A 23,970-nucleotide genomic window follows, 5' to 3' on the forward strand; every position below is an offset into this window, starting at 1 on the left:
GTTAAAATTAGGATTTCATCTTTTTATAGACAAAATAAAAGATAGTTGCGACTAGCACATAAGGTACTGCCATTAAATATACAATACCATTGTTAACCCCTTCAGCTGCCGCTCTGTTTTCTTCGCTATCGAGTACTGCCCTACACATGGCACATTGCGCCTCAGACAGTTGCGGAAGAAGCAATAATCCTACAAAAAACAAGAAAGCTATTTTTTTCATTTTAAAGTTATTTACACATAATAAGGGGAAATCATACAATAGATCACAACTCCTGTAACTGCTACATACAGCCAAATTGGAAAGGTTATTTTTGCAAGTTTCCGATGCGCCTCGTATTGTTTTAAATACGCCTTTGCATAGGTCCTCATTACAAGTGGTATTATTACAATGGATAAGATAATATGCGAAATAAGAATTGTGAGATAAATATACTTTACCCAACCTTCTCCACCAAAAGAAGTTGACTCAGAGGTCATGTGATAAGCAATGTACATCATTAAAAAGGCCAAGGATAGCAGCACACAAAATGTCATTAAATTTTGATGCAACTTTTCTTTTCCATTTTTAATAGCCAAAACGGCAGCAATTAACAGCATAGCAGTTAAACCGTTTGTTGTGGCATAGATTGGGGGTAAAAAGGTCAACGGCTCAACATTTGGTATTTTAACTCCAAAAAGAAGGGCTACTACAACAGGTACTATAATTGAAACTACCGTAATAATTTTATTAAAATTCTTTTCCTTTTGGCTTACACCCACTTCCTTACTCATTCAACAATTTTTTAATATCTTCTTTCAGTATTGTTATTTGCTCTGTTTCCCCTTCCTCATTTGCCCCTTCCTGAGCAGAAATAGCGCCTCGGTAATAAATAATAGGGTTTCCAAACTGGTCTACTCTAGAACGAATAAAACCTCTTTTATCTACCAATGCAAACATCCCAGAGTGTTCAAAACCACCTTCGACATTCGGATTTTCTGCCGCAAAAATATTAAAACCAGTATTAGCAAGTTCGTAGATCTTATCTCTGTCGCCAGTCATCAAATGCCAATCTAAATTGGTAATCGCATATTTTTCGGTATATTCTTTTAATACCGTAGGCGTATCATTAGCAGGATCTATAGAAAAAGAAGCCACTCCAAAATTTTCAAATTCGTCGAATTCACCTTGAATTTGCACCAAATTTTTTGTCATAATAGGACAAATAGAAGGACAGGAAGTAAAGAAAAATTCAACGATATATACCTTCCCTAGGTAATCTCTATTGGTTATAACCAAACTATCTTGATTTAAGAAGGTAAAATCTGGCACCCTTCTTTTACTACCATTAATTTCTACAAACGCAAGATCACCCCTGTTATCCTTAATGTTCATCCGGTCGTTCTCAACAACAGTACCTTCTTTAACTCTTTCTATTATTTTTGGAATAAAAATAATTCCAAAAACTAGTATAACAAAAGAAACCCAAACATATGTATAATTCCCTTTTTTCATCAGTAGTTCTTTAATTCTTGTTAACGGTCTGCATTATTCTTTTTTAGTGCCATCCGGTACTCTGCCAAGATGATCTTAACATCATCCTCCATTTTATTGTTTAGATCGGCTACAGATGAGGTGTTAAATCCATATTTTGTACCCACATCCTCATCTTTAGTACGACCACGTAAATTACGATCTTTATCAATGACAAAGACATAAGGCGTACTTAAATCTGATGCTAGGTTAAGGTCTGTTTTTAGTTGAGTGAAAAATGTTTTTATTTGTGGCTCTGTTGCAAAAACAAATTTCCATTTTTTGATATCCGCTAAATTAGCTAGTTCATTTTTTAGAGCCTCAACCGCTGCCTCTTCCCCCAGAGGAACAATAATTACAAACTGAAAATCTTTAAATTCGTGAAAGGGCTTGTAGATTTTTTGATTTAAATTAAAAGCATTACCCTTCTTAAGTTCAACCTGATGTCCTAAAAACCCGAGTATTGTAATATTATCTTCTAAGCGTATATCTGTAGTTATGGCGGTTAATTCACTCACGGATTTCGTCAGCGTTGGTAACCTTCCAAAATTATGTACACCAGAGGCAAAAAACAAATAGGCAACTATTGGTAGAATAAATAAAACTACCATTACGAATACTTTTTTCATATTGTTACAAAAATAAAAAAGACGGTTTAAAAACCGTCTTTAAATATTGTTAAATCATTTCATTTTAAAAATTCCATTTTACAAACTCAGAACCTAAAATATCGTAAATATAACCTGCTTCTGCCAATAGAATAAATACCAAATAGGCAATAAGAAAGACTGGCGTCCAAACGATTGCTCTACGCAAGCCTTTTGTTTCATCACGCAAGTGCATAAAATCCCAAGCAATATAATACGCCTTTACAAGCGTTAATACTATAAAGATTAAATTTAAAGGTTTCATATATATAAATGGAGACAAGATAACATTCATAGAAGAACCAAAAAACCCAGGCTCAAAAGGAGCGATAAACGGGCTCATAAACATTGCTGGTTTATAAATACCTAACACTACTTCAACTGCTGTAACTATCGTTAAGAAAAGTAAAACTCCCCAAATTTTTTGAATGTTATTTTTAAACTTCCAACGTCCTCTAAAAATTTCTAATTTATGTTCGTGTGCCATTTTATACTTTTTATTTTTACGCTTAACCCAATACTAATTTTCAACTTCAATTAAACCAAATAGAAGAAAGTAAATACAAATACCCATACTAAATCTACAAAGTGCCAGTATAGCCCTACTTTTTCTACCATTTCATAATGCCCTCTTCGTTCATAGGTACCCAAGATAACATTAAAGAAAATAATGATATTTATCAATACCCCCGTAAGTACGTGAAAACCGTGAAAGCCTGTAATAAAGAAAAAGAAATCTGCAAACAACCTATTTCCATATTCATTGTGTATTAAGTTAGCACCTTCTACCACATACTTAGAGCCTGCTAACCGCTCTAAAGATTCTGATCTATTTAGCAGTGTCTTATGTCCTTTTCGCTCTCCTTCTTGAACAATATCCTCTGTACGAACTAGGATGTTTGGATTCGCTTTAAAACCAGTTACAACTTCGTTTACAGAAAATGAAGGCAAGGTAGTTTCACCAAAAAACCACACTCCTTTACTATTGGTATGATCTATTCGCTCTTCGTCCAATGGGGTTGCAAAATCTTTCAAGGCAGCTCTTTCTCCGGTATCAGCTTTTACAAATTGTAAAATTCTTCCCCCTTTGGTTTCAATAGCACCATAATCTCCTTGGATAAAGGTTGCCCATTCCCAAGCTTGTGAACCTACGAATATTGCCCCACCAATAACGGTAAAGAACATGTACCAGATAACACTATTCTTTTTCATTTTATGGCCAGCATCCACTGCTAAAACCATTGTTACTGATGACATAATTAATACAAATGTCATAAAAGCAACATAAATCATGGGGTAATTCCCGTGAAATAACGGAATGTGGGTAAAAACCTCATCTGCAATAGGCCAGCTATCAGCAAATTTAAATCTAGCAAAAGAGTAAGATGCTATAAACCCAGAAAAGGTCAATGCATCTGAAACGATGAAAAACCACATCATCATTTTACCATAGCTTGCACCTAATGGCTTCTTATCACTTCCTCCGCCCCAAACATTCTCTTCTGTACCTGTTTTAACCGTAGTATCCATATACAATTTAAAATTTATAAAGTAAAGAACGCTTTACTACGCTCCATTATTTTTAAAGCAAATCAAATTTCAGTATCTGAAATTCAATTTTATTTCGCAAAAATACATTTTTTTCGTCTATTCAAAAATCAAATTTTCACTGAAAATTAACTTTATTTCTATTTATTATCGATATAAATAGAAAAATAGAATTAAATATACCCAAAGCAAATCCAAAAAGTGCCAAAATGTAGCACCTATTTCCATACCTACCACCTCTGAAGCCGAGTATTTTCCTTTCATTTGATTAAAAATCACAACCAAAAGCGATATTATCCCTGCAACAACATGCACAATATGAACAACTGCAATTAAAAAAATATACGACATTGTTATATTACTAGTTGCACCTGTAAAATAATACCCCGCTCCTATTAATTGGGAAAACCCTTGAAACTGTAGTACAATAAATGAAATCCCTAATGCCAATGTGAACCATAAAAAAGCAGATGCTTGTGAGGCTTTATCCTTTTTAGCTGAATGCACTGCCAGAAAATAAGTAATACTACTTATAATGATTATGAGTGTACTCCAGAAAAAAGCTGTTGGCAGATCAAAATCTGCTAACCAATCTTCCCTAGAACTACTTACTATATACGCACTAGTCCAACCTGCAAAAGCCATTACCAAACTAATAATCCCAAACCATAGCATCATTTTTTTAGCATTATCGGTCTTTTCTTTCTGTGATTTCTGAGTCAAATCCATTATCTAAATACTTCAAATTTTTAAAAAGACAACCTTTTGGCTGCCTAAAACATCCTTATACAAATTTATCTATAACATACACAATCTGCATAAGAGTAATATAAATTACACTTGCCAACATTAATTTTTTTGCAGCGGCATTGTCTCTATTTTCAAACAAGCGAAACGCAAAAAACAACATAATGCCCCCCATTAAAAAAACGAGTATGGCTGCAGCTACCGACAAATGCAAATCTCCAGTGATTCCAAAGGCTGGAATAACGGATACCACCATCATCCAAATGGTATACATTATAATCTGCATGATAGTTCCTTTGTCTTTTTTCCCGGTAGGTAACATTTTAAAACCACCTTTTTTATAGTCTTCATCTAACATCCAACCCAAGGCCCAAAAATGAGGGAATTGCCAAAAAAATTGAATCATAAATAAGGTTCCGGGTTCTATACCAAACTCATTTGTGGCTGCAACCCAACCTAACATGAACGGGATTGCCCCTGGAAAAGCACCTACAAATACAGCTAGTGGCGTTTTTGTTTTTAAAGGCGTATACACACAGGTGTATAAAAATATAGAGATAGCCCCAAACATCGCTGTTTTTGGGTTTACAAAATACAAGGCTACGATCCCGGCTAGGGTCATTAAAGTTGCTATGATGAGCGCAGTATTTACAGACATTCTTCCGGCGGGAATTGGCCTGTTTTTTGTGCGATCCATTAAGGCATCTAAATCTTTTTCTATGATTTGATTGAAGGCATTTGAAGCACCTACCATACAATAACCACCAAATATCAATAATAAAAGCACAGTATAGTCAATGGAAGTAGCACCCAAAAGATAACCAGCAATTGAAGAAAAAACGACACTAATAGCAAGTCTTGCTTTCGTAATTTCCTTAAAGTCTGCAAATGCAGAAACCTTTGTGGTTTCTTTTGCCGTACCAACCGCAGTTTTCATCCTTCTTTTTTAATGGATTGCAAAGATATAACCTAATTGATTTCTTTACAACGAATTACGAAGGTTTATCTTCTGCTGTCCCAAAGAAACAAAAGAAAGCACAAAAAATCCTGTCTACAGTGGCTGTAGACAGGATTTTAAACAGTTCACGCAATTATTCCAATTTAAAATTAATAGGGATTGCATACTTTACTATCACAGGCTTTCCTTGTTGTTTACCTGGCGTCATAACCGGCAACTTACTTATGATACGTTCTGCCTCTCCTTCTAAAGATTTTGCTGGACCGCGCATTTTTATATCCCTGATTACCCCGTCAGCACCAATTTTAAACAACACACTCACCCTACCTTGTTGCCGCAATGCTATGGCATCATCTGGATAATTAAAATACCGCTTTACGTGTTTTTGCATTTTTTCATTAAAACAATTGAACCGCTCACTCTTATCAACTTTCTCACATCCCGGAAAAATAGGAACTTCCTCCACCACGTTTATTGGAATCTCGATATCTTTGATCTCTTTTACATATTCCAGTTCACCAAGATCAACTACATCCTCTGGATTTGATTCTGTATTTTCAATAAGGGATTCTAGCAGTTTTGGCGTGTCATCATCAATAATTTCAATTTCCGTTGGATTAGTACGCTTTTTAAATTCTTTTTGTTGTTTTTTGGGTTCCTTTTCTATTTTCAAATTCTCTGTATCTGGATAAAACTCAAGAATATAATCATCCTCTTCCGTTATGGCCATTTCTGGCTTATCAAAAATTGCATAAGAAGATTCTAAGGCAGCGTACACTAGGACTAAAGCAATTATTAGGCCTATTTGAAAATTAATAAAGCTGTTTTTTCGTAAATTTGCATCGTGTTTGCCTTTTTTAAGGCCACCACTGGTTGCTTCACTGCTACTCCCATTGCCGTGGGTAGTAACAGATTTCTCTGTGTTTGTTTTCATAATTTATATTTTTATTTGTTATAATTATGTTAAAACACAAGAAGCGTACCAAAAACCCCAAGTTTAGACTTGGGGTTTGTTTTTTTACTACCCTACACCATTACAAAGGAATATTGGTCCTTAGGGCTTTCTAAAAGTTGAAACCAAAAAGCTCTGCTTAGTACTATGAAAACGGGAAAGTAGGCTTTAGTCAGCAGCCTTAGAAACAAAAAAATCCGAACCTTACGGCTCGGATTTTTATCTTCTATTAAAGTAAATTAAATTACTGTAATCTAAACGTTATTGGCAAACTAAATGGAACACGAACGGCTCTACCTCTTTGTTTTCCAGGTGTCATTTTAGGAAGCAACCCAATAATTCTAGCTGCTTCTTTCTCTAAATTTTTATCTGGTCCACGCATTTGTACTTGCCCTATTGAACCATCTTTTTGAATTACAAATCGGATATTTACCTTCCCTTGAACACCCATTTCTTGAGCGATTTCTGGATAACGGAAATTCTTTCGAATATGCTTATTCATTTGCTCATTAAAACACTCTCTTAATGCATTTGCACCTTTTTTCTTTTCCTTTTCACAACCTGGAAATACAGGTACATCTTCAATTACTGAGAATGGAACATCCACATCTACTTCTACTTCTACAGCTACAACATCATCTACCTCTACTACAACATCTTCTTCATTAGATTCTGTATCTTGAATAATTGTCTCTTCAATTTCCACTTCATCCTCAACAACATCAATCACCTCAGGCGCTGCTGGTGGTGGTGGAGGTGGTGGAGTTTTAAGCTGTTGGGTCATAGGAACTTCTTCATCTAGCATATCATCTACTTGCTGCGTAAAATCATACATAGATTCATCGTCGTACTTCTTATACTCTAGTCCTTGCCATACAAGAAACATAACAACAGCTAAGCCTATTGCAAAATATAGACCACTATTCTTTGTTAAATCTGCTTGAGGATTTTTTTTCGGTTCCATAACTTTAATTTTAGTGATTGCTAATTTAAAAAAATTATCTTTAAATAAGCAATTAATTTTTTCATTTTAATATTCCTTTCTTAAAAATAAGAATCTAGCGACAATGATTCCTGCAAAAACACCAATGGTATTCGCAACAAAATCTAAAATTTCCCCACTTCTAGTAGCAGTAAATTTACTTTGTAATACCTCAATAATTATGCCATAAGCAATTAGAGACCCAACCAAGTACCACACTACCCGCTTCCCAATTTTAGGAGAACCACTACATTCTTTTATAGCTAAGGTACCCAAAACACTTGCAACAAAATAGAAAGTAAAGTGAACTAACTTATCAAGGTGAGGAATTTGCACTGTTGGCAAATCTGTACCCGAAAAAGAAAATAAGCTGAGGAATGCTACAAACACTACCCAGCTTATAAATAATATGGTATACAATGGTTTTTTAACCAACAATTAATTCTTTATAGTCCGCATCACTCATTAAATCGTCTACTTCAGAAGCATTACTCAATTTAATTTTAATCATCCAACCATCTCCATAAGGATCTGTATTCACCTTTTCTGGCTCATCTTCCAACGACTCATTAAACTCTATAATTTCTCCTGAAAGCGGCAAAAATAAATCAGAAACAGTTTTTACAGCCTCAACAGTTCCAAAAACCTCATCTTTATCTAAGGTCTCATCTAAAGTTTCAACCTCTACATAAACAATATCTCCTAATTCTCCCTGTGCAAAATCTGTAATCCCAACAGTGGCTACATCGCCATCTATTTTAACCCACTCATGATCTTTTGTGTACTTTAATTCTGATGGTATATTCATCTTAGCTTAGTTTTAATTAACACCACAAATGTAACAGATTATATATGATTTGGAAATTATTTAATTTGAAAAATAGTATATTCTTTTTTGGGTATTGACAATTAGAGGAGACATCAATAATTTTTTAGTCCAATTTAATTGCCGAAATTATACCTTAAGGTAAATCCTGCGTTTATTGTAGTTTGAGGAAATGCCGTAGAAACAGCAAATTTTGAAAACGAATGATCGTAGAAGAAGGCAACATTTAAGGCTTCACTAAGCGCATAGTCTGCACCAAATTTCATTGAAAATACATTTTGCCCCGATGTAATTTGGTTGTTATCTAGCTCTAAATTTCTAATAATGGTAATATTATCCTTTAGCGTTCCGTCTAACTTTAGATTTAAGTCGCCCTTAAACCTGTGCTTTTCACCTCCTATATTGGTCACAAAATTTACATCTTTAAAGCGATACCCCAATCCTAAGGTGTAATCCTTACTATTAAGTTCGGTTAAAAGGTTATTGTCAAAGCTCATGGTTAGCGCTCTCATTGTTTGCACTTCGGCAACAATACTCATAGAATTTTTCATTTCAAAATCTACTCGCATCAACGGATTAAACTGGTCTGCCAACACAACATTAGCCATTATATTTTCTGGTAAGAAATCTTGAGTTTCTGGGTCCACCACATTATTTTCTCGTTCCAGATTGGTTTGAAAAGAGTTAATGCTATAAGACGCTCTATACCCATGACTTACAGAAAAACGCTTAAATTTATCTTTAAACCACTGGTTGCGCATAAGTCCCGTATATTTTAAACGCCAATTGGGAATGGGTACATTTCTAAAAGCACCCAATTTTACTTTAGATGCATCTTGACCTGTATAAGCTGCTACAAATGCCGGTAACAATACATCTTGACTTGTTTTACTATATCTTTCCGGAAAGCCATCTGCGTCTAGTGTACCACCAGAACCAACCAACCTATTCGCTATCGTTAATCGATTCGCTTTAAAATTTTCAAAGTTGATAGACTCAAACTCATCGCTCTTATTAAATACGGTACCAATCATAATCGTAGAAATGCTAAAATTCCCGTAATGATTCCCTAATAAATTTTCATATTCGTATTCTCCACTACCTAAATCGTTCACCGCAAAATTCTCTTGGTACCGATCCGAAAGATTTCTATTGGCAGAGAGATCTATTGTTAAGTCACGAATAGGTTCTGCAACTGCTGTTACATCTAACTGCCTATTGACTTCTTGTACATATTGTTCGTTGAACTCTGAAAACGAGGTTAACCAACCTCTTTTAGCAGCATCAAATCGCACATCTGCTTGGCTACCAAAAACAAACCCTAAACTTGGCTTTGTTGTACCTATAAAACCAATAGAGCGTGTATAACCTGGCAATTGCTTTCCTCTAGTTTCCGTATAATTAAAGTTTATACGTTTCACCATGGTAATTACATCTTTGGCAACTTTACCAAAACCACCGTTTTTAGCCTTTGGGGTATCCCCAGCCTTTCCTGCGTTATTATTAACTGTTGCTTTTCCATTGGATTTTTTAAATCCAACCAAATCATACAGTTTTTGCATAGTAAGATTCGCAGCAATGGTATGGGTGCTGGCATTTTGAATACTATTTATATTTTCACCTGCCACTTCTCGTAAGGCATCTCCCCCACGTTGCCAATCAAAATTACTAGTATACGTGTATTGTGCATTTACAAAATCTAAAACTGGTATCTTATTAAAGGGCAACTCGTAATTTAGCTCAAATTGTTGTGCATGTCTGTTGGGTTCGCCAATATCAAAAAATCCATCCCAGATATTCATCATATCATCTATGCCAGAATCTGGATTCCCTTCTTCATTAAAATAATTCCGAATGATATTATTATTTGATGCGGTAATATTAAAACGCAATGATTTGGTTAAATTATAATTTAGATTGTACTGCCAATTAAACATATAATTGCGCTGCTGCAATTCTGGTAATTCTAAGGCATCTACGCCAAGCTCCAAAACATCCCGGAAGCGTTGTTGGTTAAACTGACGGTTAAAATTTGAGTTTACCGCAATACTTGTCGGCAATAGGTTAAAATTAAAATCCTTTAACCATTGCCAGTATTTCCCATTAAACAAGGAATCTTTCTTTGCCAAAGGAGCTATTTCCACGGCTTCAAAATTATGCGCATAAGATAAGCCTGCAGTTAGATTTTGGTCTCGCAATTTTGCAATTTCAAAATCCCTATGGTTTATCTCATTGTACGAATAATTAAACGTAAAGTTTTCAATATCATAGAAATTAGCCTCTGCTTCTTCGCTTCTATTTTTACGCACCCCTATAAAATTAACAGAGGTTCTTTTGGTGTAGTCTTCTGCTTGCTCTTCTATAATTTTAGCGTCTTCAGGAGTTGCAGCTGCCGCAATCCTGTCTTCCAATTTTAAATCGTCATAAACAGGGTCAAATTCTGGGGTCACCAATTGCTCCGATATTCCGTAATTGAAGGGCAATTGTATGCCCAATTTCTTCGGTAGTAATTGCCCTAAATTTACATTGGTAACGGCATCATAAGACATTACATCCTCACGAGCACGTTCATTTGGCATTTGATCTATAGCTCCAAAACCTGAGGTACTTCTATTTCCTGTAAGGGATACATCGGCAAAATCAGCAAAATTAACATCCATGGCTGCCACTGCCGCCCAACCACCATTATTATCGAGACCAGCCAAACGCAGCTCATTAAACCATACCTCTCCTCGTGCTGGAAATGCACTTGTATTTTTAACACCAACCATCATACTGCGGATACTCCCCAAAGAAGGGTTTCCCCTTAACCCTATACGCATAACCCCAGGCGTACGAACATCAAACTCATTTACAGACACTACTTCCCCGTCTATAATTTCATAATAATTCACCTGATTCAAGGTCTGCCCAGCAATACCGTACGATTTTATTTTGTTTAAATCTGCCAAGTTAATAACCAACTCATTATTTTCTGGCCATATTCTTTCGCGGTCTCTCTCACCGTGTGCCGTAAATTCCAAGGGCACTTCAATCTGATAGAAATTTTGTGAAAAATCTGTACCTATACGCAAGAAACCAACCAATGGCATATCACCATCAGGAAAATCTGATTCTGCAATTTCTTCGGCATGTATAAACATTTTTAAACGCTCATATTGCCTAATATCTATATTTATATTTTTAAAAACACCTCTAGAATCTTCAGATTGTAAGTTTTCAATCTGAAAAGAAAGGGATTGTTCATTTTGTTGAACAATGGTATTGTTATTATTGAGTTGCTCTCGTTCTAAGCCCGGTGGCAAATCATATATAATTGGAGAACGGGTATTGTTTTCTTCAATATTTACAGTTGCTACATCTACCAAGGTACCGTCATCTGCCGGGTTATTATCTACATCTGGCTCTAAAGATTTTGAATATGCACGCCAATCGCCACTTACCAAATCTAAGGTTGCAAAACGCATTACAACATCGTCGGTAAAACCTGTTAAATACATCCGCATAAAACTAATTGACCTGAAATCTGCAATTCCACCCACAGCATCTGTAAAATCGCTTAATGGTATTTTATACTGTATCCATCTTCTATTTAATATTGTACCATTAGGCAAGGTCGGCGTTTGGCCGTCTTTGATATCCGTAACATACTTATCATTTATTGTAGTACCTGCCTTAATTGGAATTCTGTATTCAAAATAACTATTAACCGTATTCATGGTTAAATCCCTGTCTATATCTTCAACATCAGGCAAGGTGGTAGAACCTCTATTGGTATTATTAACTTCTACAGGAGAATTACCCTGTGGGTTGTTGTAATTTAAATAACGTTCTAATATACTACCTTCCTTACTTAAGTAATATTCATAATTATCTAAGGCCGGATCACTTAATGGGTTATTGTTATAAACCACTGCTTCATCCGCATCACTTAAACCATCATATCCTAAATCTTGCAAAGACCTATTGGATGTATCTGCATCAAAGGCATAGACTAACGATTGTGTAGCAGGCACTAAGCCCCAAGATGTGTCTGAGGTTAAGTCATTACTATTAACACCTGGTAATCCATTTTCATATTGTTTTTTACCGTCTTTTAGAATGTCTTCAGAGATATTACCAATATTAAAAACCAGTTCTCCAGGGCTTGTTGTTTCTCCGTCTACATAAGGATCTAGCACCCAAAATTGCACAAACTCTACATTGGATTGCTCAAAATTTGTACTGCTCATTGGACGCATAATTCCAGCCCATTTATCTTCAGGTTGGGTTGTATCAAAACTTGGACTATTGTTATACGGACCTTTCACATTAGGGTAATAGGCAACATCTAATGTTCCTTGGGTTGTGGATTGTCCTTGTGCAATCTCTATTTTAGGAAAAACCTCATCGATAAAAATTCTCCTAGTAGCATTTAAAGAGATGTCATTGTCGTTAATCCCTGAGGGTCTTTGATTGGAGTAAAATGCCCTATCAATAGAATACCAAGCCACTTTTGCCCTTCCGTATCCATTTTGCATATTGGCAGGGTCATCTGGAGAGCTCCCATAAAGTTGTCCGCTTCCAGCTCCAAATTCGATAGGCGTACTCGCTAATGACCACCCCAAAGAAGACCTAATGTCTATCAGAGACTGTGCTCCTTCAAAATCATCGATATAGGTTGTGGTTTCCCCTTCAAAATTTGCATGTTTGGGCGAATTGGGACTTAATACTGCCACCTCCCCACGTACCGACAAATTGGAAGGTACATCAGTATCAATATTGGGTAATTTATTCACCAACCGTGTTAAAAAAGGTATTTCGGTTGAAAAGTTACCATTAAAACCAAACATGGTATTGTTTACTGGCTCTACTCCGTAATTTGATTTCTGTGTTAAAGGACGCTCGTTTAAATTAATAAATGTACCTCCCAAAACAAACTTCTCTGTAAACTGGTGTTCTACATTTACACCTGTAAACCTCCTAGTCTGCTGCCCAAAAACGGCATTGTCCTCTACAGAAATATTTATTGGAACATTAGAAGCCTCTAAATTAGGATCTAAAATTTGCACCGTACCCGCTGCATAATTTACCGTATAATCTATACCTTCTTGCAACTGTCTTCCGCCAGCGGTTACACGTACAGAACCCTGAGTTGCATTAAAGGCTCCAATTGGAATACCACTAATTCCCTGTGATTTATAAGTACCTTTTATTAAAAACTTATTCTTATCTGCATCTTCTAAGGCAGCCGACTTTGTACGGGAATACATATTTCTGTATACGTATTTCTGCTGGTTTACATTATAGCCTTGATCATTGTCTAGATCGTAAATTCCTCCTCCTAATTTCTCAAACAAATACTCCCCAAAAGGCTCTGTCTTTGTAAAAATAATATGTGCATTTTGAGAGTCTATTGTTATTCCATCTACATAATCAAAAAAACCATCACCCCCAGGTTGAATGTCGTTGTATGCATTTAATCGATCAAAATTAAAGACATCTAGTAAAATACGTTCCTGCAAAGGCTCAGGTGTTGTTGGCCATCCAGAACCAGGACCTTCAGCTACCGGGGTAATATAATTCCGAGGCGTAGGATCTGTATAAAGTATGTTTAATCTAAAATCTTCTTGACTTAATTGGTACCCACCAGTGCTGTAAATATTTTTCATCATAAGATCCCAAATAGGATCTTGCACTGCGGTAATATTACTTTTTAGCAACTTTAATACCAAGGTGTTATTTTCTACTATTGGAGTTACCCCCGGTGATACCGATGTTGCATCCAATCCGCCATTTGCAAATTCACCTACTTGGTAAACATCCCCTTGGTAGGTAAATTGAAAAGCCACTGCTAAAACCTCATCATTACTTAACCGTTGGCTTAAGGATATATACCCCAATTGAGGGTGGTATTCATATTCTCTTTTTCCGTAATCTAATTTTCTTGCGTTTTCTAAAATGGCATAATCAAACCCTTGGTTTGGCTGATACCCAGGAACATTAAAACCCGCTTGTACGGTTGCAATATCTCGAATTTGTGTTGTTAAGGCACCTCCACTACCAATAAGAGCGGGATCGTAATCATTGGCATTGTTCAACGGTAAGTTTCCTGCCCCTGAAACATTAAAAAAGCCTGCCGGCGCACCACCATTTTCACCAATCCTTGTTTGATTGGCATTTACTTCTCCTAAATCTTGGATAGCTACAACATTTCTTACGTTTAAAGTTTCTTGACGCCTATTGGTCACCCAAACTTCTAATCTTGTAATTTGTACCTGACTCCGTATATATGGGTAGTTTTCTAATGCTATATCGTAATTATCTCTGAAATACTGGGCTAAAAAGAAGTGCTTGTCTTCATCGTAATCCAAGGCCGAAAATGAAAATTCCTCAACGGTTCCACCACCTTGTGCAACCACCGTATTGTTTTGCGATCGCTGTTCGGACAACACAGCAGTAACCTTGGTTTTCCCAAACTGTAATTGCGTTTTTACACCAAACAAACTTTGGGCCCCCGTAATTAAAGAACTATTTAGCGGCATACTCACATTACCCACCTCTATTTTCTGAAGAATATCATCTTCCGTTGGCGTGTATTCTAATTTTACTAAATTCTGAAAATCCAGGGTGGCCTCCGTATTGTAATCTGCACTAACTTTTAACCGTTCTCCAATTTGACCCAGCATACTTAATTGTATCTGCTGATCAAAATCAAAAGACATGTTTGTACGTTGTCTTGGAGACAAGGAAGGATTGTCGTTTTTTTGCCAAATAACACCTAAATCCATTGAAACAGATCCCGTAGGTATTACTTCTATACTATTGCCACCGAAAATAGATTGGAAAAAATTATTATTGACGTAAAAATTAGGAAGTAAATTTTTACGGGCCTCTTCACTCCCTGCTTTTTTCCCAGAAAAAGCATCTGCTTTTTCCTTAAAATAAGTTTTCATTCCCTCTTTGCGAACCAATTCTAAATATTCTTTTGGCGATAGATAAATGGGGTAATTTATATTGAAGTCACCAATGCTTTCTGTGTACACGTACTTATCAATCTTAGGGTCGTAGGTATATTTAGAAATAATGCTACTTGGGTTTGGTAATACTATTTTTCCAATAGCTACCCCCATATTTGTTGAGTCCGTTTCTTGCTCACCAGTTTCTTGTGCAGTAGAAGTATGTGTTGCACTTAAAAACAGTATACATAAAATTAGAAACTTAACTAGAGAATTAAGAATTGTATTTGCCCCTTTTTTCAAACTTGTTACAGATTTTTCAGCGCCAACTTTATGATGTTTTCAACGCTTAATGTTGAGTCTTGACCAACTACTTTGTCAACAGTTTTTTCTGCTTGTTTCCGCACAAAACCAAGAACCTCTAATGCAGATAACGCTTCTTCTTTATTAGTATTGTTTTGAGAAGTAGAAACTTCATCAATATCGTATATTTTTAAAACCTTGTCTTTTAAATCCAAGATAACCCTTTGAGCTGTTTTTGCCCCAATTCCTTTTACAGATTGAATGGTTGCCACATCTCCTGTAGCAATTGCATCTCTTACTTGGGCCGGAGAAAGTGAGGATAACATGGTCCGTGCAATACTAGAGCCAATTCCCGAAACAGAAATTAACAAACGAAATATCTCCCGTTCTGATTTTTCAGCAAACCCAAACAAAGTTTGCGAATCTTCCTTTACTTGTAAATGTGTGTAGAGTTGAATATTTTCATCCTCTGTTATTTTTGAAAAGGTATGCAGTGAAACATTTACAAAATACCCAACACCATTACATTCTACCACCAAAAATGTTGGATTTTTCTCTACTAACTTTCCCTTTAAATGCGTAATCATAATTTGTTGATGGTCTTATTAATTGTGTACTATTGTGCGCTTTTTGCCTTTCTCCTTTTTTCTCTTTCTTGAGCGTCAATTACAGCCACTGCAGTCATATTTACCATTTCATCTACATCGGCTCCTAATTGCAATATATGGACTGATTTACGAAGCCCTAACATAATGGGACCTATAGAATCTGCATTATTCAATTCTTTCAAAAGTTTATAGGTGATATTTGCTGATTCTAAATTTGGAAAAATAAAAGTATTTACATTTTTACCCGCCAATTTTGAAAATGGAAACTGACTTTGCAACAATTCTTTATTTAATGCAAAATCCATTTGAATTTCACCATCTACAATTAATTCTGGATTGTTTGTATGCAATAGTTCAACTGCTTTTCTAACTTTCACTGCACTAGGATCACTAGACGACCCAAAGTTGGCATAGGAAGTCATTGCGATAACAGGTTCAAAACCAAAGGTTCTTGCCACATTTGCTGTCATTAAAGCAATCTCTGCTAATTCTTCTGCATTGGGGTTTATGTTAATAGAAGTATCTGCAACAAACAAAGGTCCTCTATCGGTTACCATTATATTAACGGTAGCTACTTTTTGCACATTGGCAGACCGTCCTATTACCTCAAAAACTGGCTTTACAACTGTAGGGTAAGACCGTGAATAACCAGAGATCATACCATCAGCATCTCCCTCTAAAACCATCATTGCTCCAAAATAATTACGTTCTCGCATTTTGGATTTTGCATTGTAAAGCGTAACCCCTTTTCGCTTTCTGTTTTCCCAAAAAGTACGTGCGTATGCATCCTTTTTATCCTTAAATTCGATCGACTTTGGATCTACAATAAGTACGTCATTATCAAATTCTAATTCTTTTTTTAATTCTAAAATAGTTTCTTTATTTCCCAAAAGGATAGGTTCTGCAATCCCTTCTTCCAATGCTATTTGAGCCGCTTTTAGAACATCTAATTGATCTGCTTCTGCAAATACAATTTTTTTAGGATTCACCTTTGCCCTGTTGTGAAGCAAGCGAACTAATTTATTATCGTTTCCTGATCTTCTAATTAATTCTTCCTTATACTTTTCCCAATCTTCAATAGGCTGCTTCGCTATTCCACTGTCCATCGCTGCTTTGGCAACGGCTAATGGAATTTCAGAGATCAACCTAGGATCAAAGGGTTTTGGAATGATATAATCTTGCCCAAAGGTTAAGCGTGTTTCTCCGTAGGCAATATTTACTTGCTCTGGCACTGGCTCTTTGGCTAATTTAGCTAACGCCTTAACTGCGGCCATTTTCATTGCTTCGTTAATACCAGTTGCTCTTACATCTAAAGCTCCTCTAAAAATAAAAGGAAAGCCTAAAACATTATTCACTTGGTTAGGATGATCAGATCTTCCTGTAGCCATAATAATATCTTTCCGAGTTGCAATAGCGATATCGTATTCTATTTCTGGATTTGGATTGGCCATAGCAAAAACAATTGGCTTTTTAGCCATAGAAACTAACATCTCTGGAGATACAATATTTGCAATCGAAAGGCCTACAAATACATCAGCATCTACCATAGCCTCTTCTAAGGTATCTATCTTTCTATCGGAAGCAAATTCTAACTTTTCTTTGGAAAGTCCCTCCCTATCAGAACGAATAACCCCCTTACTATCTAGCATTACAATATTCTTATCCTTGGCCCCAAAAGCTTTATACAATCGGGTACAGGAAACTGCTGCGGCTCCCGCTCCACTTACTACAATACGTACGTCATCAATTTTTTTACCCGAAATCTCTAAGGCATTTAACAAAGCAGCAGCCGAAATAATTGCAGTACCGTGCTGATCGTCATGCATCACAGGAATATCCAATTCTTCTTTTAACCTTCGCTCTATTTCAAATGCTGCTGGCGCACTAATATCTTCTAAATTGATACCGCCAAAAGTAGGCGCTATCATTTTAACCGTCTCTACAAATTTATCTACGTCTTTGGTATCTATTTCAATATCTACACCATCTATATCAGAAAATATTTTAAATAACAATGCTTTTCCTTCCATTACTGGCTTAGAAGCTTCCGGCCCAATATCTCCTAATCCTAACACTGCCGTACCATTGGTAATTATCGCTACTAAATTACCCTTAGCTGTATATTTGTATGCATTTTCTTTATCTTTAAATATTTCCAAACAAGGTTCTGCTACACCTGGAGAATACGCCAATGCCAAATCTCTTTGCGTCGCATAAGGCTTTGTTGGAACAATTTTAATTTTACCAGGTTGCGGTTTTGCATGATAAATTAAAGCCTCTCTTCTATTCTTCTCGTTGCTCATTGTTTGGAAATTTTAGATGTAAATTTACGAGTATCCCGCCAATTAATAGATACTATTATTTTAAAAATTTTATGTTGCGCTGCAATCCAGAGAATTTTGTTCGTTTCACTGCTGATTTTTGAAAAACCTTTCTAAAAACATCTTCGGTTATTTCTTCCCAATCTTTTTTAGTCATTGACAGTAAATCTGGATGTGGATTAAACAAAGGTTCGCTATGCGGTTTAGAAAACTTATTCCAAGGGCAAACATCCTGACAAACATCGCATCCAAAAACCCAATCATCAAACTGACCCTTAACATCTGTAGGAATTTCATTTTTTAATTCAATGGTAAAATACGAAATACACTTACTACCATCTACCACATAAGGTTCCACAATGGCTTGCGTTGGGCAAGCGTCTATACAAGCGGTACAGCTACCACAATGGTCTGTAACTGGAGTATCATAAGCCAAATCTATATCTACAATAAGTTCGGCTATAAAATAAAACGAACCAACTTTTTGTGTCAGTAAATTACTGTGTTTCCCAATCCACCCCAAACCCGACTTTGCAGCCCAAGCTTTATCCAGTACCGGGGCAGAATCTACAAACGCTCTACCCCCTACTTCGCCAATAGTAGCTGTCATAAACTCTTGCAACTCTCGTAACTTTGATTTTATGATATGATGGTAGTCTTGTCCGTATGCATATTTAGAAATCTTTAAGGCATCCTCGCCTTGTGACTCTTCAGGGAAGTAATTGAGCAATAATGAAATCACCGACTTAGAACCTTCCACTAATTTTGTTGGATCTAAACGTTTGTCAAAATGGTTTTCCATATAAGACATTTGGCCATTCATATTCTTGTTGAGCCAATTTTCTAGTCGCGGTGCTTCTTCTTCCAAAAAAGCCGCTTTGGATATACCGCAAGACAAAAAACCGAGGCGTTTGGCTTCTTCTTTTATTAAAGCTGTTGTTTTTTCTTTATTTACAATAGGTAGCATCACAAAGCAAAGTTAGTGGTTTACAGATAAGCAAAAAATTATTTCGCATAGCTATTGCTAGTTAAAAAATAGAACTTACATTTGTTATGTAAACTTTAGGGGTGTTCTTTTTAAGAACTGAGAAATACCCTTTGAACCTGATGCTGTTAGTACAGCCGAAGGGAAAAGTTGAATTCTTTTTATGATTTCGATCTTTTAATGCTTTTCCGTTTCCGGAAACGCATTTTCACTCACAGTTTACGATTTAATTGGTTTTTTAACGCTATAACCTAGCACTTAAAATGTATCGCTATGATACCCATAAACGTAAATAACAAGCAACACCAAGTTTCTAGAGAAACCAATGTGTTACAATTAGTACAGACTCTAAATTTAAGCTCCCCTGCTATTGCCATTGCTATTAACAATGCTGTAATACCTAAAACAATTTGGAGCGCTACCTTCTTACAACCCAAAGACAATGTATTACTAATACAACCTGCTCAAGGAGGGTAACCTAAAACCATGAAAAGACTTATTATGAAAAAAAAAGACACCGCACCCAAACAAAACGGCATTACAAGACATCCATTTCCTAACTCTAAAAAAGTATATGTATCTGGCAAATTGTTTCCGGAGATTAAGGTAGCTATGCGCGAGATTGCTTTAAGCGATACCATAGACTCGCTTACCAAAAAGCGAATACCTAATGAGCCTGTAACAATTTACGATACCTCCGGACCATATACAGATCCAAACAAAGAAGTTAATGTACATAGTGGTATAGAACGCATACGCGAGCAATGGATTCTAGACCGTGCCAATGTAGAGCAGCTAGATAATTTTTCTTCTGAATACTGCAACCAACGCTTAAACGATAAGCGTTTAGATCACTTACGTTTTACACAATTAAAAAAACCAATGCGTGCTAAAAAAGGTGAAAATGTATCACAAATGCATTACGCAAAAAAGGGTATAATTACTCCAGAAATGGAATATGTTGCTATTCGAGAAAACCAACGTATAGATGAAATTACACGCTTATCTAAACAACACGCTGGTCAAAGTTTTGGCGCAAGCATACCAGCTAAAATTACAGCCGAATTTGTTAGAGACGAGATTGCTCGTGGACGTGCCGTTTTACCCAGTAACATAAATCACCCAGAGGCAGAGCCTATGATTTTAGGTCGTAACTTCTTGGTTAAAATAAATGCCAATATTGGCAATTCTGCCACCACATCATCTATAGAAGAAGAAGTAGAAAAAGCCGTTTGGGCTTGCCGTTGGGGAGCAGACAATATTATGGATTTATCTACCGGACAAAATATTCACGAAACGCGCGAGTGGATTGTTCGCAACTCACCCGTACCCATTGGTACCGTGCCAATATACCAAGCCTTGGAAAAAGTAAATGGTGTGGCAGAAGATTTAACCTGGGAAATTTTCCGTTACACCTTAATTGAGCAAGCAGAGCAAGGTGTAGACTACTTTACCATACACGCGGGTGTTCGTTTGCGCTACGTACCCATGACCGCAAAACGTATTACAGGCATCGTTTCTCGTGGGGGTTCTATTATGGCAAAATGGTGTTTAGCACACCATAAAGAAAGTTTTTTATACACCCATTTTGAAGAGATCTGCGATATCATGAAGGCCTATGACGTTGCCTTTTCATTGGGAGATGGTTTACGTCCTGGTTGCATTGCCGACGCCAACGACGAGGCACAATTTGCGGAGCTCGAAACCTTGGGCGAACTTACCAAAATTGCTTGGAAACACGATGTACAGACTTTTATTGAAGGCCCTGGACACGTTCCAATGCATATGATTAAAGCCAATATGGACAAACAATTAGAAGTTTGCGACGAAGCTCCTTTTTACACACTAGGTCCTCTAACAACAGATATTGCTCCTGGTTACGACCATATTACCTCAGGGATAGGCGCGGCTATGATTGGCTGGTTTGGTTGCGCTATGTTGTGCTATGTTACACCAAAAGAACACCTTGGCTTACCCAATAAAGACGATGTACGCACTGGTGTTATCACCTATAAATTAGCCGCCCATGCAGCAGACCTTGCCAAGGGCCATCCTAGCGCGCAACATCGAGATGATGCTTTAAGTAAAGCTAGATTCGAGTTCCGCTGGGAAGACCAATTTAATCTTGCCTTAGATCCTGAATTAGCACGCGAGTATCACGATGAAACCTTGCCTGCCGATGGTGCTAAAATTGCTCATTTTTGTTCCATGTGCGGACCCAAATTCTGTTCCATGAAAATTTCTCAAGAAGTCAGAGATTTTGCTGCTGTTAATGAAATAAAAGGAGACGAAGTTTTTGCAAAAGGAATGGAAGAAAAATCCAAAGAATTTAAAGATAAAGGATCAGAAGTGTACTTGTAATAGCTTATGGAAGTTCCTACGCCTTTTATAAAGACAAAGGCGTAGGCGCGCTTTCCGTTCTATCTTTTGCTTGTTCTTATCAAGAATTATTTTTTTATAGGGCATAAATTTTCTAGAACTAGCAGCAAAAGGATGTCACTGCAATCCCTAACTCTACAAACTTATATCAATTCGATAGATTTTGAGGAACAATAGATAGTGTGGAAAACTACTAGGTAAACATAGATCACATTTCTATCATAAAATTCATTTTGACTGAAAAAAAAATAAAATGATTGTACTTATAGCACCAGAACAAGACATCCCTAATGAAATAGACACCCTTCACCATTTATTTAAGGCTGGCTTACAGTACTATCATTTTAGAAAACCGTTTAAAAATTTAGAAGAACACCTTGCTTACCTAAACCAAATAGAAGTACAATACCACAATCGTATTGTAGTACATTATTTTCACGAATTAGTAAACAGTTACAATCTAAAAGGCATTCATTTTCAAGAACAAAAACGATTAGCCGCTTTAGAAAATGGCAATGGCTATTTTAACACCTTACAAATGGCAGGCAAAACAATGAGCAGCTCCTTTCATAACCCTAATGATGTAGCTATTTGTGAAATTGAGTTCGACTATTATTTATTAAGTCCAGTGTTTTCTTCGATCTCTAAAAAAGGATACCAAGGCAAAGGTTTTAATGTAACTGCCATAGATAAATTCATCATTGGAATGGGTGGCATTGAATCAGAGAACCTAGAAAAAACTTTAAAACTAGGCTATAAAGGCGTTGGTATTTTAGGTGCCGTATGGAAGGCAAAGGATCCCGTTAAGGAGTTTCTAAAAATAAAAAACACCTTAGAACAACTTCAAAAGCTACGCAAATAATGCAACAAAAACCATATATATTAAGTATTGCAGGTTTCGATCCTTCAAGTGGTGCCGGAATCACTTCAGATATCAAAACATTTGAAGCTCATAATCTTTATGGTTTATCGGTTTGTACAGCGGTAACAATTCAAAACGACAATACATTTAAAGATTGTATTTGGATTGAAAGCGCAGTTATTATTTCGCAAATAGAAACATTGTTTGAACGCTTTACCATTTCGGTAGCAAAAATAGGTGTTGTAAAATCCTGGTGTTGTTTACACCATATTGTGACTACTTTAAAAAGAGGAAATCCCAAAATTAAAATCATTCTAGATCCTATCTTAAAAGCGAGTACGGGTTTTAATTTCCATGCTTCATCAAACCAAAAAATACTTTCTAAGGTATTAAACAGCTGCTATTTTATAACACCTAATTACGAAGAGATCCAAGCATTATTTCCTGATAAAAATATTGAAGCGACCCTTTCTTATCTTTCAGAAAAAACAAATATTTACTTAAAAGGCGGACACCGAAAAGACAAAACTGGTTGGGATGAAGTTTACTACAATAGAATAATACAACTAAATATTCCACCAAGTGCAGCATCAATACATCAAAAACATGGTAGCGGTTGTGTTTTATCTTCGGCTTTAGCATCTAATATCGCCAAAAATATAGGGTTAGAAGATGCCTGTAAACTAGCCAAACTGTACACCGAGAAATTTTTAAATTCTAATACATCTCTTTTAGGAACACATAATTACACCTATAATGATTAGCAAATTACACTATATAACTCAAGGAGAAACTCCCGAAATTCACTTAGAAAACATACAAAAAGCTTGTGCTTCTGGTGCCGATTGGATTCAGCTACGCTTAAAAGATGTAGACCAAAACACTATTTTGCAAACTGCTTTAAAAGCGCGAGAAATAACAGCCCGTTATCAAACACGTTTACTTATAAACGATTATTATAAAATTGCTAAAGAAGTAAAAGCAGACGGTGTTCATTTGGGAAAAACCGATGCTTGCACAACAGAAGCACGAGAATATCTAGGTAAATTGTATTGTATTGGTGGTACAGCTAACACTTTAGAAGATTGTAAAAACCTGCAAAAAAAAGGAGTAAACTATATTGGTCTAGGGCCATTTCAATTTACCACAACGAAAACAAATCTAAGTCCTATTATAGGCTTAGAAGGCTACCGAGCCCTTTTAAATGAGTTAAAAACAAACATTCCAATAATTGCAATAGGTGGAATTACAATCTCAGAAGTACCCGATTTACTAAAAACCGGAATTTACGGTATTGCAGCTTCTGGAGTAATTACAAGCAACTTTAACACCATTGCGACTTTAAATACTATTTTAAATACACCGGCAACGCAAGAGCAAGTGTACCAATTTGAAAAAAAATAA

General features: G+C 36.2%; 21 protein-coding genes and 1 riboswitch. Of the genes, 5 read left to right on the top strand and 16 right to left on the bottom strand.

What is annotated here, in order from left to right; all coding sequences use genetic code 11:
* Positions 1 to 7: 7 nt before the first annotated feature.
* From MWU65_RS00060 to queG, 16 genes are all read right to left on the bottom strand, one after another.
* Positions 8 to 220 carry a hypothetical protein gene (locus MWU65_RS00060; RefSeq protein ID WP_247074580.1) on the bottom strand — a complete coding sequence of 71 codons (213 nt, stop codon included), beginning with the start codon at positions 218 to 220 and terminating at the stop codon, positions 8 to 10.
* Between the two features lie 11 nt (positions 221 to 231).
* Positions 232 to 771, bottom strand: coding sequence for a DUF420 domain-containing protein (locus MWU65_RS00065; RefSeq protein ID WP_247074581.1), 540 nt, complete (start codon positions 769 to 771; stop codon positions 232 to 234).
* Positions 764 to 1,492, bottom strand: a complete 729-nt coding sequence (locus MWU65_RS00070) for an SCO family protein (RefSeq protein ID WP_247074582.1) — start codon at positions 1,490 to 1,492, stop codon at positions 764 to 766. Before MWU65_RS00070 ends, MWU65_RS00065 begins: the two co-directional genes overlap by 8 nt.
* Positions 1,493 to 1,512: 20 nt before the next feature.
* Positions 1,513 to 2,139, bottom strand: a complete 627-nt coding sequence (locus MWU65_RS00075; RefSeq protein ID WP_247074583.1) for a hypothetical protein — start codon at positions 2,137 to 2,139, stop codon at positions 1,513 to 1,515.
* Between the two features lie 64 nt (positions 2,140 to 2,203).
* The gene (locus MWU65_RS00080; protein WP_247074584.1) at positions 2,204 to 2,644 is read right to left on the bottom strand and encodes a cytochrome C oxidase subunit IV family protein; all 441 of its coding nucleotides are present in this window, start codon (positions 2,642 to 2,644) and stop codon (positions 2,204 to 2,206) included.
* A 50-nt stretch (positions 2,645 to 2,694) separates the two neighbouring features.
* The gene (locus MWU65_RS00085) at positions 2,695 to 3,687 is read right to left on the bottom strand and encodes a cytochrome c oxidase subunit 3 (protein ID WP_247074585.1); all 993 of its coding nucleotides are present in this window, start codon (positions 3,685 to 3,687) and stop codon (positions 2,695 to 2,697) included.
* Between the two features lie 165 nt (positions 3,688 to 3,852).
* Entirely contained in the window at positions 3,853 to 4,434 is a 582-nt protein-coding gene (locus MWU65_RS00090; protein WP_247074586.1) for a cytochrome c oxidase subunit 3, read from the bottom strand.
* A 55-nt stretch (positions 4,435 to 4,489) separates the two neighbouring features.
* Positions 4,490 to 5,389: a heme o synthase gene (cyoE, locus tag MWU65_RS00095; RefSeq protein WP_247074587.1), complete on the bottom strand. Its 900-nt coding sequence runs from the start codon at positions 5,387 to 5,389 to the stop codon at positions 4,490 to 4,492.
* Positions 5,390 to 5,543: 154 nt separating this feature from the next.
* Positions 5,544 to 6,344: an energy transducer TonB gene (locus MWU65_RS00100; RefSeq protein WP_247074588.1), complete on the bottom strand. Its 801-nt coding sequence runs from the start codon at positions 6,342 to 6,344 to the stop codon at positions 5,544 to 5,546.
* 262 nt (positions 6,345 to 6,606) lie between these two features.
* Complete coding sequence (locus MWU65_RS00105) at positions 6,607 to 7,326, bottom strand: energy transducer TonB (RefSeq protein ID WP_247074589.1); 720 nt, start codon at positions 7,324 to 7,326, stop codon at positions 6,607 to 6,609.
* Between the two features lie 66 nt (positions 7,327 to 7,392).
* Positions 7,393 to 7,764: a VanZ family protein gene (locus tag MWU65_RS00110; RefSeq protein WP_247074590.1), complete on the bottom strand. Its 372-nt coding sequence runs from the start codon at positions 7,762 to 7,764 to the stop codon at positions 7,393 to 7,395.
* A gap of 7 nt (positions 7,765 to 7,771) precedes the next feature.
* Complete coding sequence (gene gcvH / locus MWU65_RS00115) at positions 7,772 to 8,152, bottom strand: glycine cleavage system protein GcvH (protein ID WP_247074591.1); 381 nt, start codon at positions 8,150 to 8,152, stop codon at positions 7,772 to 7,774.
* 134 nt (positions 8,153 to 8,286) lie between these two features.
* Complete coding sequence (gene sprA / locus MWU65_RS00120; RefSeq protein ID WP_247074592.1) at positions 8,287 to 15,411, bottom strand: cell surface protein SprA; 7,125 nt, start codon at positions 15,409 to 15,411, stop codon at positions 8,287 to 8,289.
* A gap of 5 nt (positions 15,412 to 15,416) precedes the next feature.
* On the bottom strand, positions 15,417 to 15,998 hold the full coding sequence (ruvA, locus tag MWU65_RS00125; RefSeq protein ID WP_247074593.1) for a Holliday junction branch migration protein RuvA: 582 nt from the start codon (positions 15,996 to 15,998) through the stop codon (positions 15,417 to 15,419).
* Positions 15,999 to 16,027: 29 nt separating this feature from the next.
* On the bottom strand, positions 16,028 to 18,322 hold the full coding sequence (locus MWU65_RS00130) for an NADP-dependent malic enzyme (RefSeq protein WP_247074594.1): 2,295 nt from the start codon (positions 18,320 to 18,322) through the stop codon (positions 16,028 to 16,030).
* Positions 18,323 to 18,377: 55 nt separating this feature from the next.
* Positions 18,378 to 19,307, bottom strand: a complete 930-nt coding sequence (gene queG / locus MWU65_RS00135; protein WP_247075376.1) for a tRNA epoxyqueuosine(34) reductase QueG — start codon at positions 19,305 to 19,307, stop codon at positions 18,378 to 18,380.
* 87 nt (positions 19,308 to 19,394) lie between these two features.
* Positions 19,395 to 19,488, top strand: a riboswitch (TPP riboswitch).
* Between the two features lie 110 nt (positions 19,489 to 19,598).
* Here queG and thiS point away from each other — a divergent pair.
* From thiS to thiE, 5 genes are all read left to right on the top strand, one after another.
* Positions 19,599 to 19,802: a sulfur carrier protein ThiS gene (thiS, locus tag MWU65_RS00140; RefSeq protein ID WP_247074595.1), complete on the top strand. Its 204-nt coding sequence runs from the start codon at positions 19,599 to 19,601 to the stop codon at positions 19,800 to 19,802.
* A 24-nt stretch (positions 19,803 to 19,826) separates the two neighbouring features.
* On the top strand, positions 19,827 to 21,686 hold the full coding sequence (gene thiC / locus MWU65_RS00145) for a phosphomethylpyrimidine synthase ThiC (protein WP_247074596.1): 1,860 nt from the start codon (positions 19,827 to 19,829) through the stop codon (positions 21,684 to 21,686).
* A 271-nt stretch (positions 21,687 to 21,957) separates the two neighbouring features.
* The gene (locus MWU65_RS00150; RefSeq protein ID WP_247074597.1) at positions 21,958 to 22,566 is read left to right on the top strand and encodes a thiamine phosphate synthase; all 609 of its coding nucleotides are present in this window, start codon (positions 21,958 to 21,960) and stop codon (positions 22,564 to 22,566) included.
* Positions 22,566 to 23,330 carry a hydroxymethylpyrimidine/phosphomethylpyrimidine kinase gene (locus MWU65_RS00155; RefSeq protein ID WP_247074598.1) on the top strand — a complete coding sequence of 255 codons (765 nt, stop codon included), beginning with the start codon at positions 22,566 to 22,568 and terminating at the stop codon, positions 23,328 to 23,330. The genes MWU65_RS00150 and MWU65_RS00155 overlap by 1 nt, the downstream gene beginning before the upstream one ends.
* Complete coding sequence (thiE, locus tag MWU65_RS00160; RefSeq protein ID WP_247074599.1) at positions 23,323 to 23,970, top strand: thiamine phosphate synthase; 648 nt, start codon at positions 23,323 to 23,325, stop codon at positions 23,968 to 23,970. The genes MWU65_RS00155 and thiE overlap by 8 nt, the downstream gene beginning before the upstream one ends.

This window comes from Cellulophaga sp. F20128 (assembly GCF_023015805.1).
Classification (GTDB): domain Bacteria; phylum Bacteroidota; class Bacteroidia; order Flavobacteriales; family Flavobacteriaceae; genus Cellulophaga.

Coding starts and splice junctions, on each gene's coding strand:
- cyoE (WP_247074587.1), bottom strand. CDS start 5,389: ATGAAAACTGCGGTTGGTACGGCAAAAGAAACCACAAAGGTTTCTGCA.
- MWU65_RS00090 (WP_247074586.1), bottom strand. CDS start 4,434: ATGGATTTGACTCAGAAATCACAGAAAGAAAAGACCGATAATGCTAAA.
- thiS (WP_247074595.1), top strand. CDS start 19,599: ATGATACCCATAAACGTAAATAACAAGCAACACCAAGTTTCTAGAGAA.
- MWU65_RS00100 (WP_247074588.1), bottom strand. CDS start 6,344: ATGAAAACAAACACAGAGAAATCTGTTACTACCCACGGCAATGGGAGT.
- MWU65_RS00085 (WP_247074585.1), bottom strand. CDS start 3,687: ATGGATACTACGGTTAAAACAGGTACAGAAGAGAATGTTTGGGGCGGA.
- MWU65_RS00155 (WP_247074598.1), top strand. CDS start 22,566: ATGCAACAAAAACCATATATATTAAGTATTGCAGGTTTCGATCCTTCA.
- MWU65_RS00130 (WP_247074594.1), bottom strand. CDS start 18,322: ATGAGCAACGAGAAGAATAGAAGAGAGGCTTTAATTTATCATGCAAAA.
- ruvA (WP_247074593.1), bottom strand. CDS start 15,998: ATGATTACGCATTTAAAGGGAAAGTTAGTAGAGAAAAATCCAACATTT.
- thiE (WP_247074599.1), top strand. CDS start 23,323: ATGATTAGCAAATTACACTATATAACTCAAGGAGAAACTCCCGAAATT.
- MWU65_RS00075 (WP_247074583.1), bottom strand. CDS start 2,139: ATGAAAAAAGTATTCGTAATGGTAGTTTTATTTATTCTACCAATAGTT.
- MWU65_RS00105 (WP_247074589.1), bottom strand. CDS start 7,326: ATGGAACCGAAAAAAAATCCTCAAGCAGATTTAACAAAGAATAGTGGT.
- thiC (WP_247074596.1), top strand. CDS start 19,827: ATGAAAAAAAAAGACACCGCACCCAAACAAAACGGCATTACAAGACAT.
- queG (WP_247075376.1), bottom strand. CDS start 19,307: ATGCTACCTATTGTAAATAAAGAAAAAACAACAGCTTTAATAAAAGAA.
- MWU65_RS00080 (WP_247074584.1), bottom strand. CDS start 2,644: ATGGCACACGAACATAAATTAGAAATTTTTAGAGGACGTTGGAAGTTT.
- MWU65_RS00150 (WP_247074597.1), top strand. CDS start 21,958: ATGATTGTACTTATAGCACCAGAACAAGACATCCCTAATGAAATAGAC.
- MWU65_RS00065 (WP_247074581.1), bottom strand. CDS start 771: ATGAGTAAGGAAGTGGGTGTAAGCCAAAAGGAAAAGAATTTTAATAAA.
- gcvH (WP_247074591.1), bottom strand. CDS start 8,152: ATGAATATACCATCAGAATTAAAGTACACAAAAGATCATGAGTGGGTT.
- MWU65_RS00060 (WP_247074580.1), bottom strand. CDS start 220: ATGAAAAAAATAGCTTTCTTGTTTTTTGTAGGATTATTGCTTCTTCCG.
- MWU65_RS00070 (WP_247074582.1), bottom strand. CDS start 1,492: ATGAAAAAAGGGAATTATACATATGTTTGGGTTTCTTTTGTTATACTA.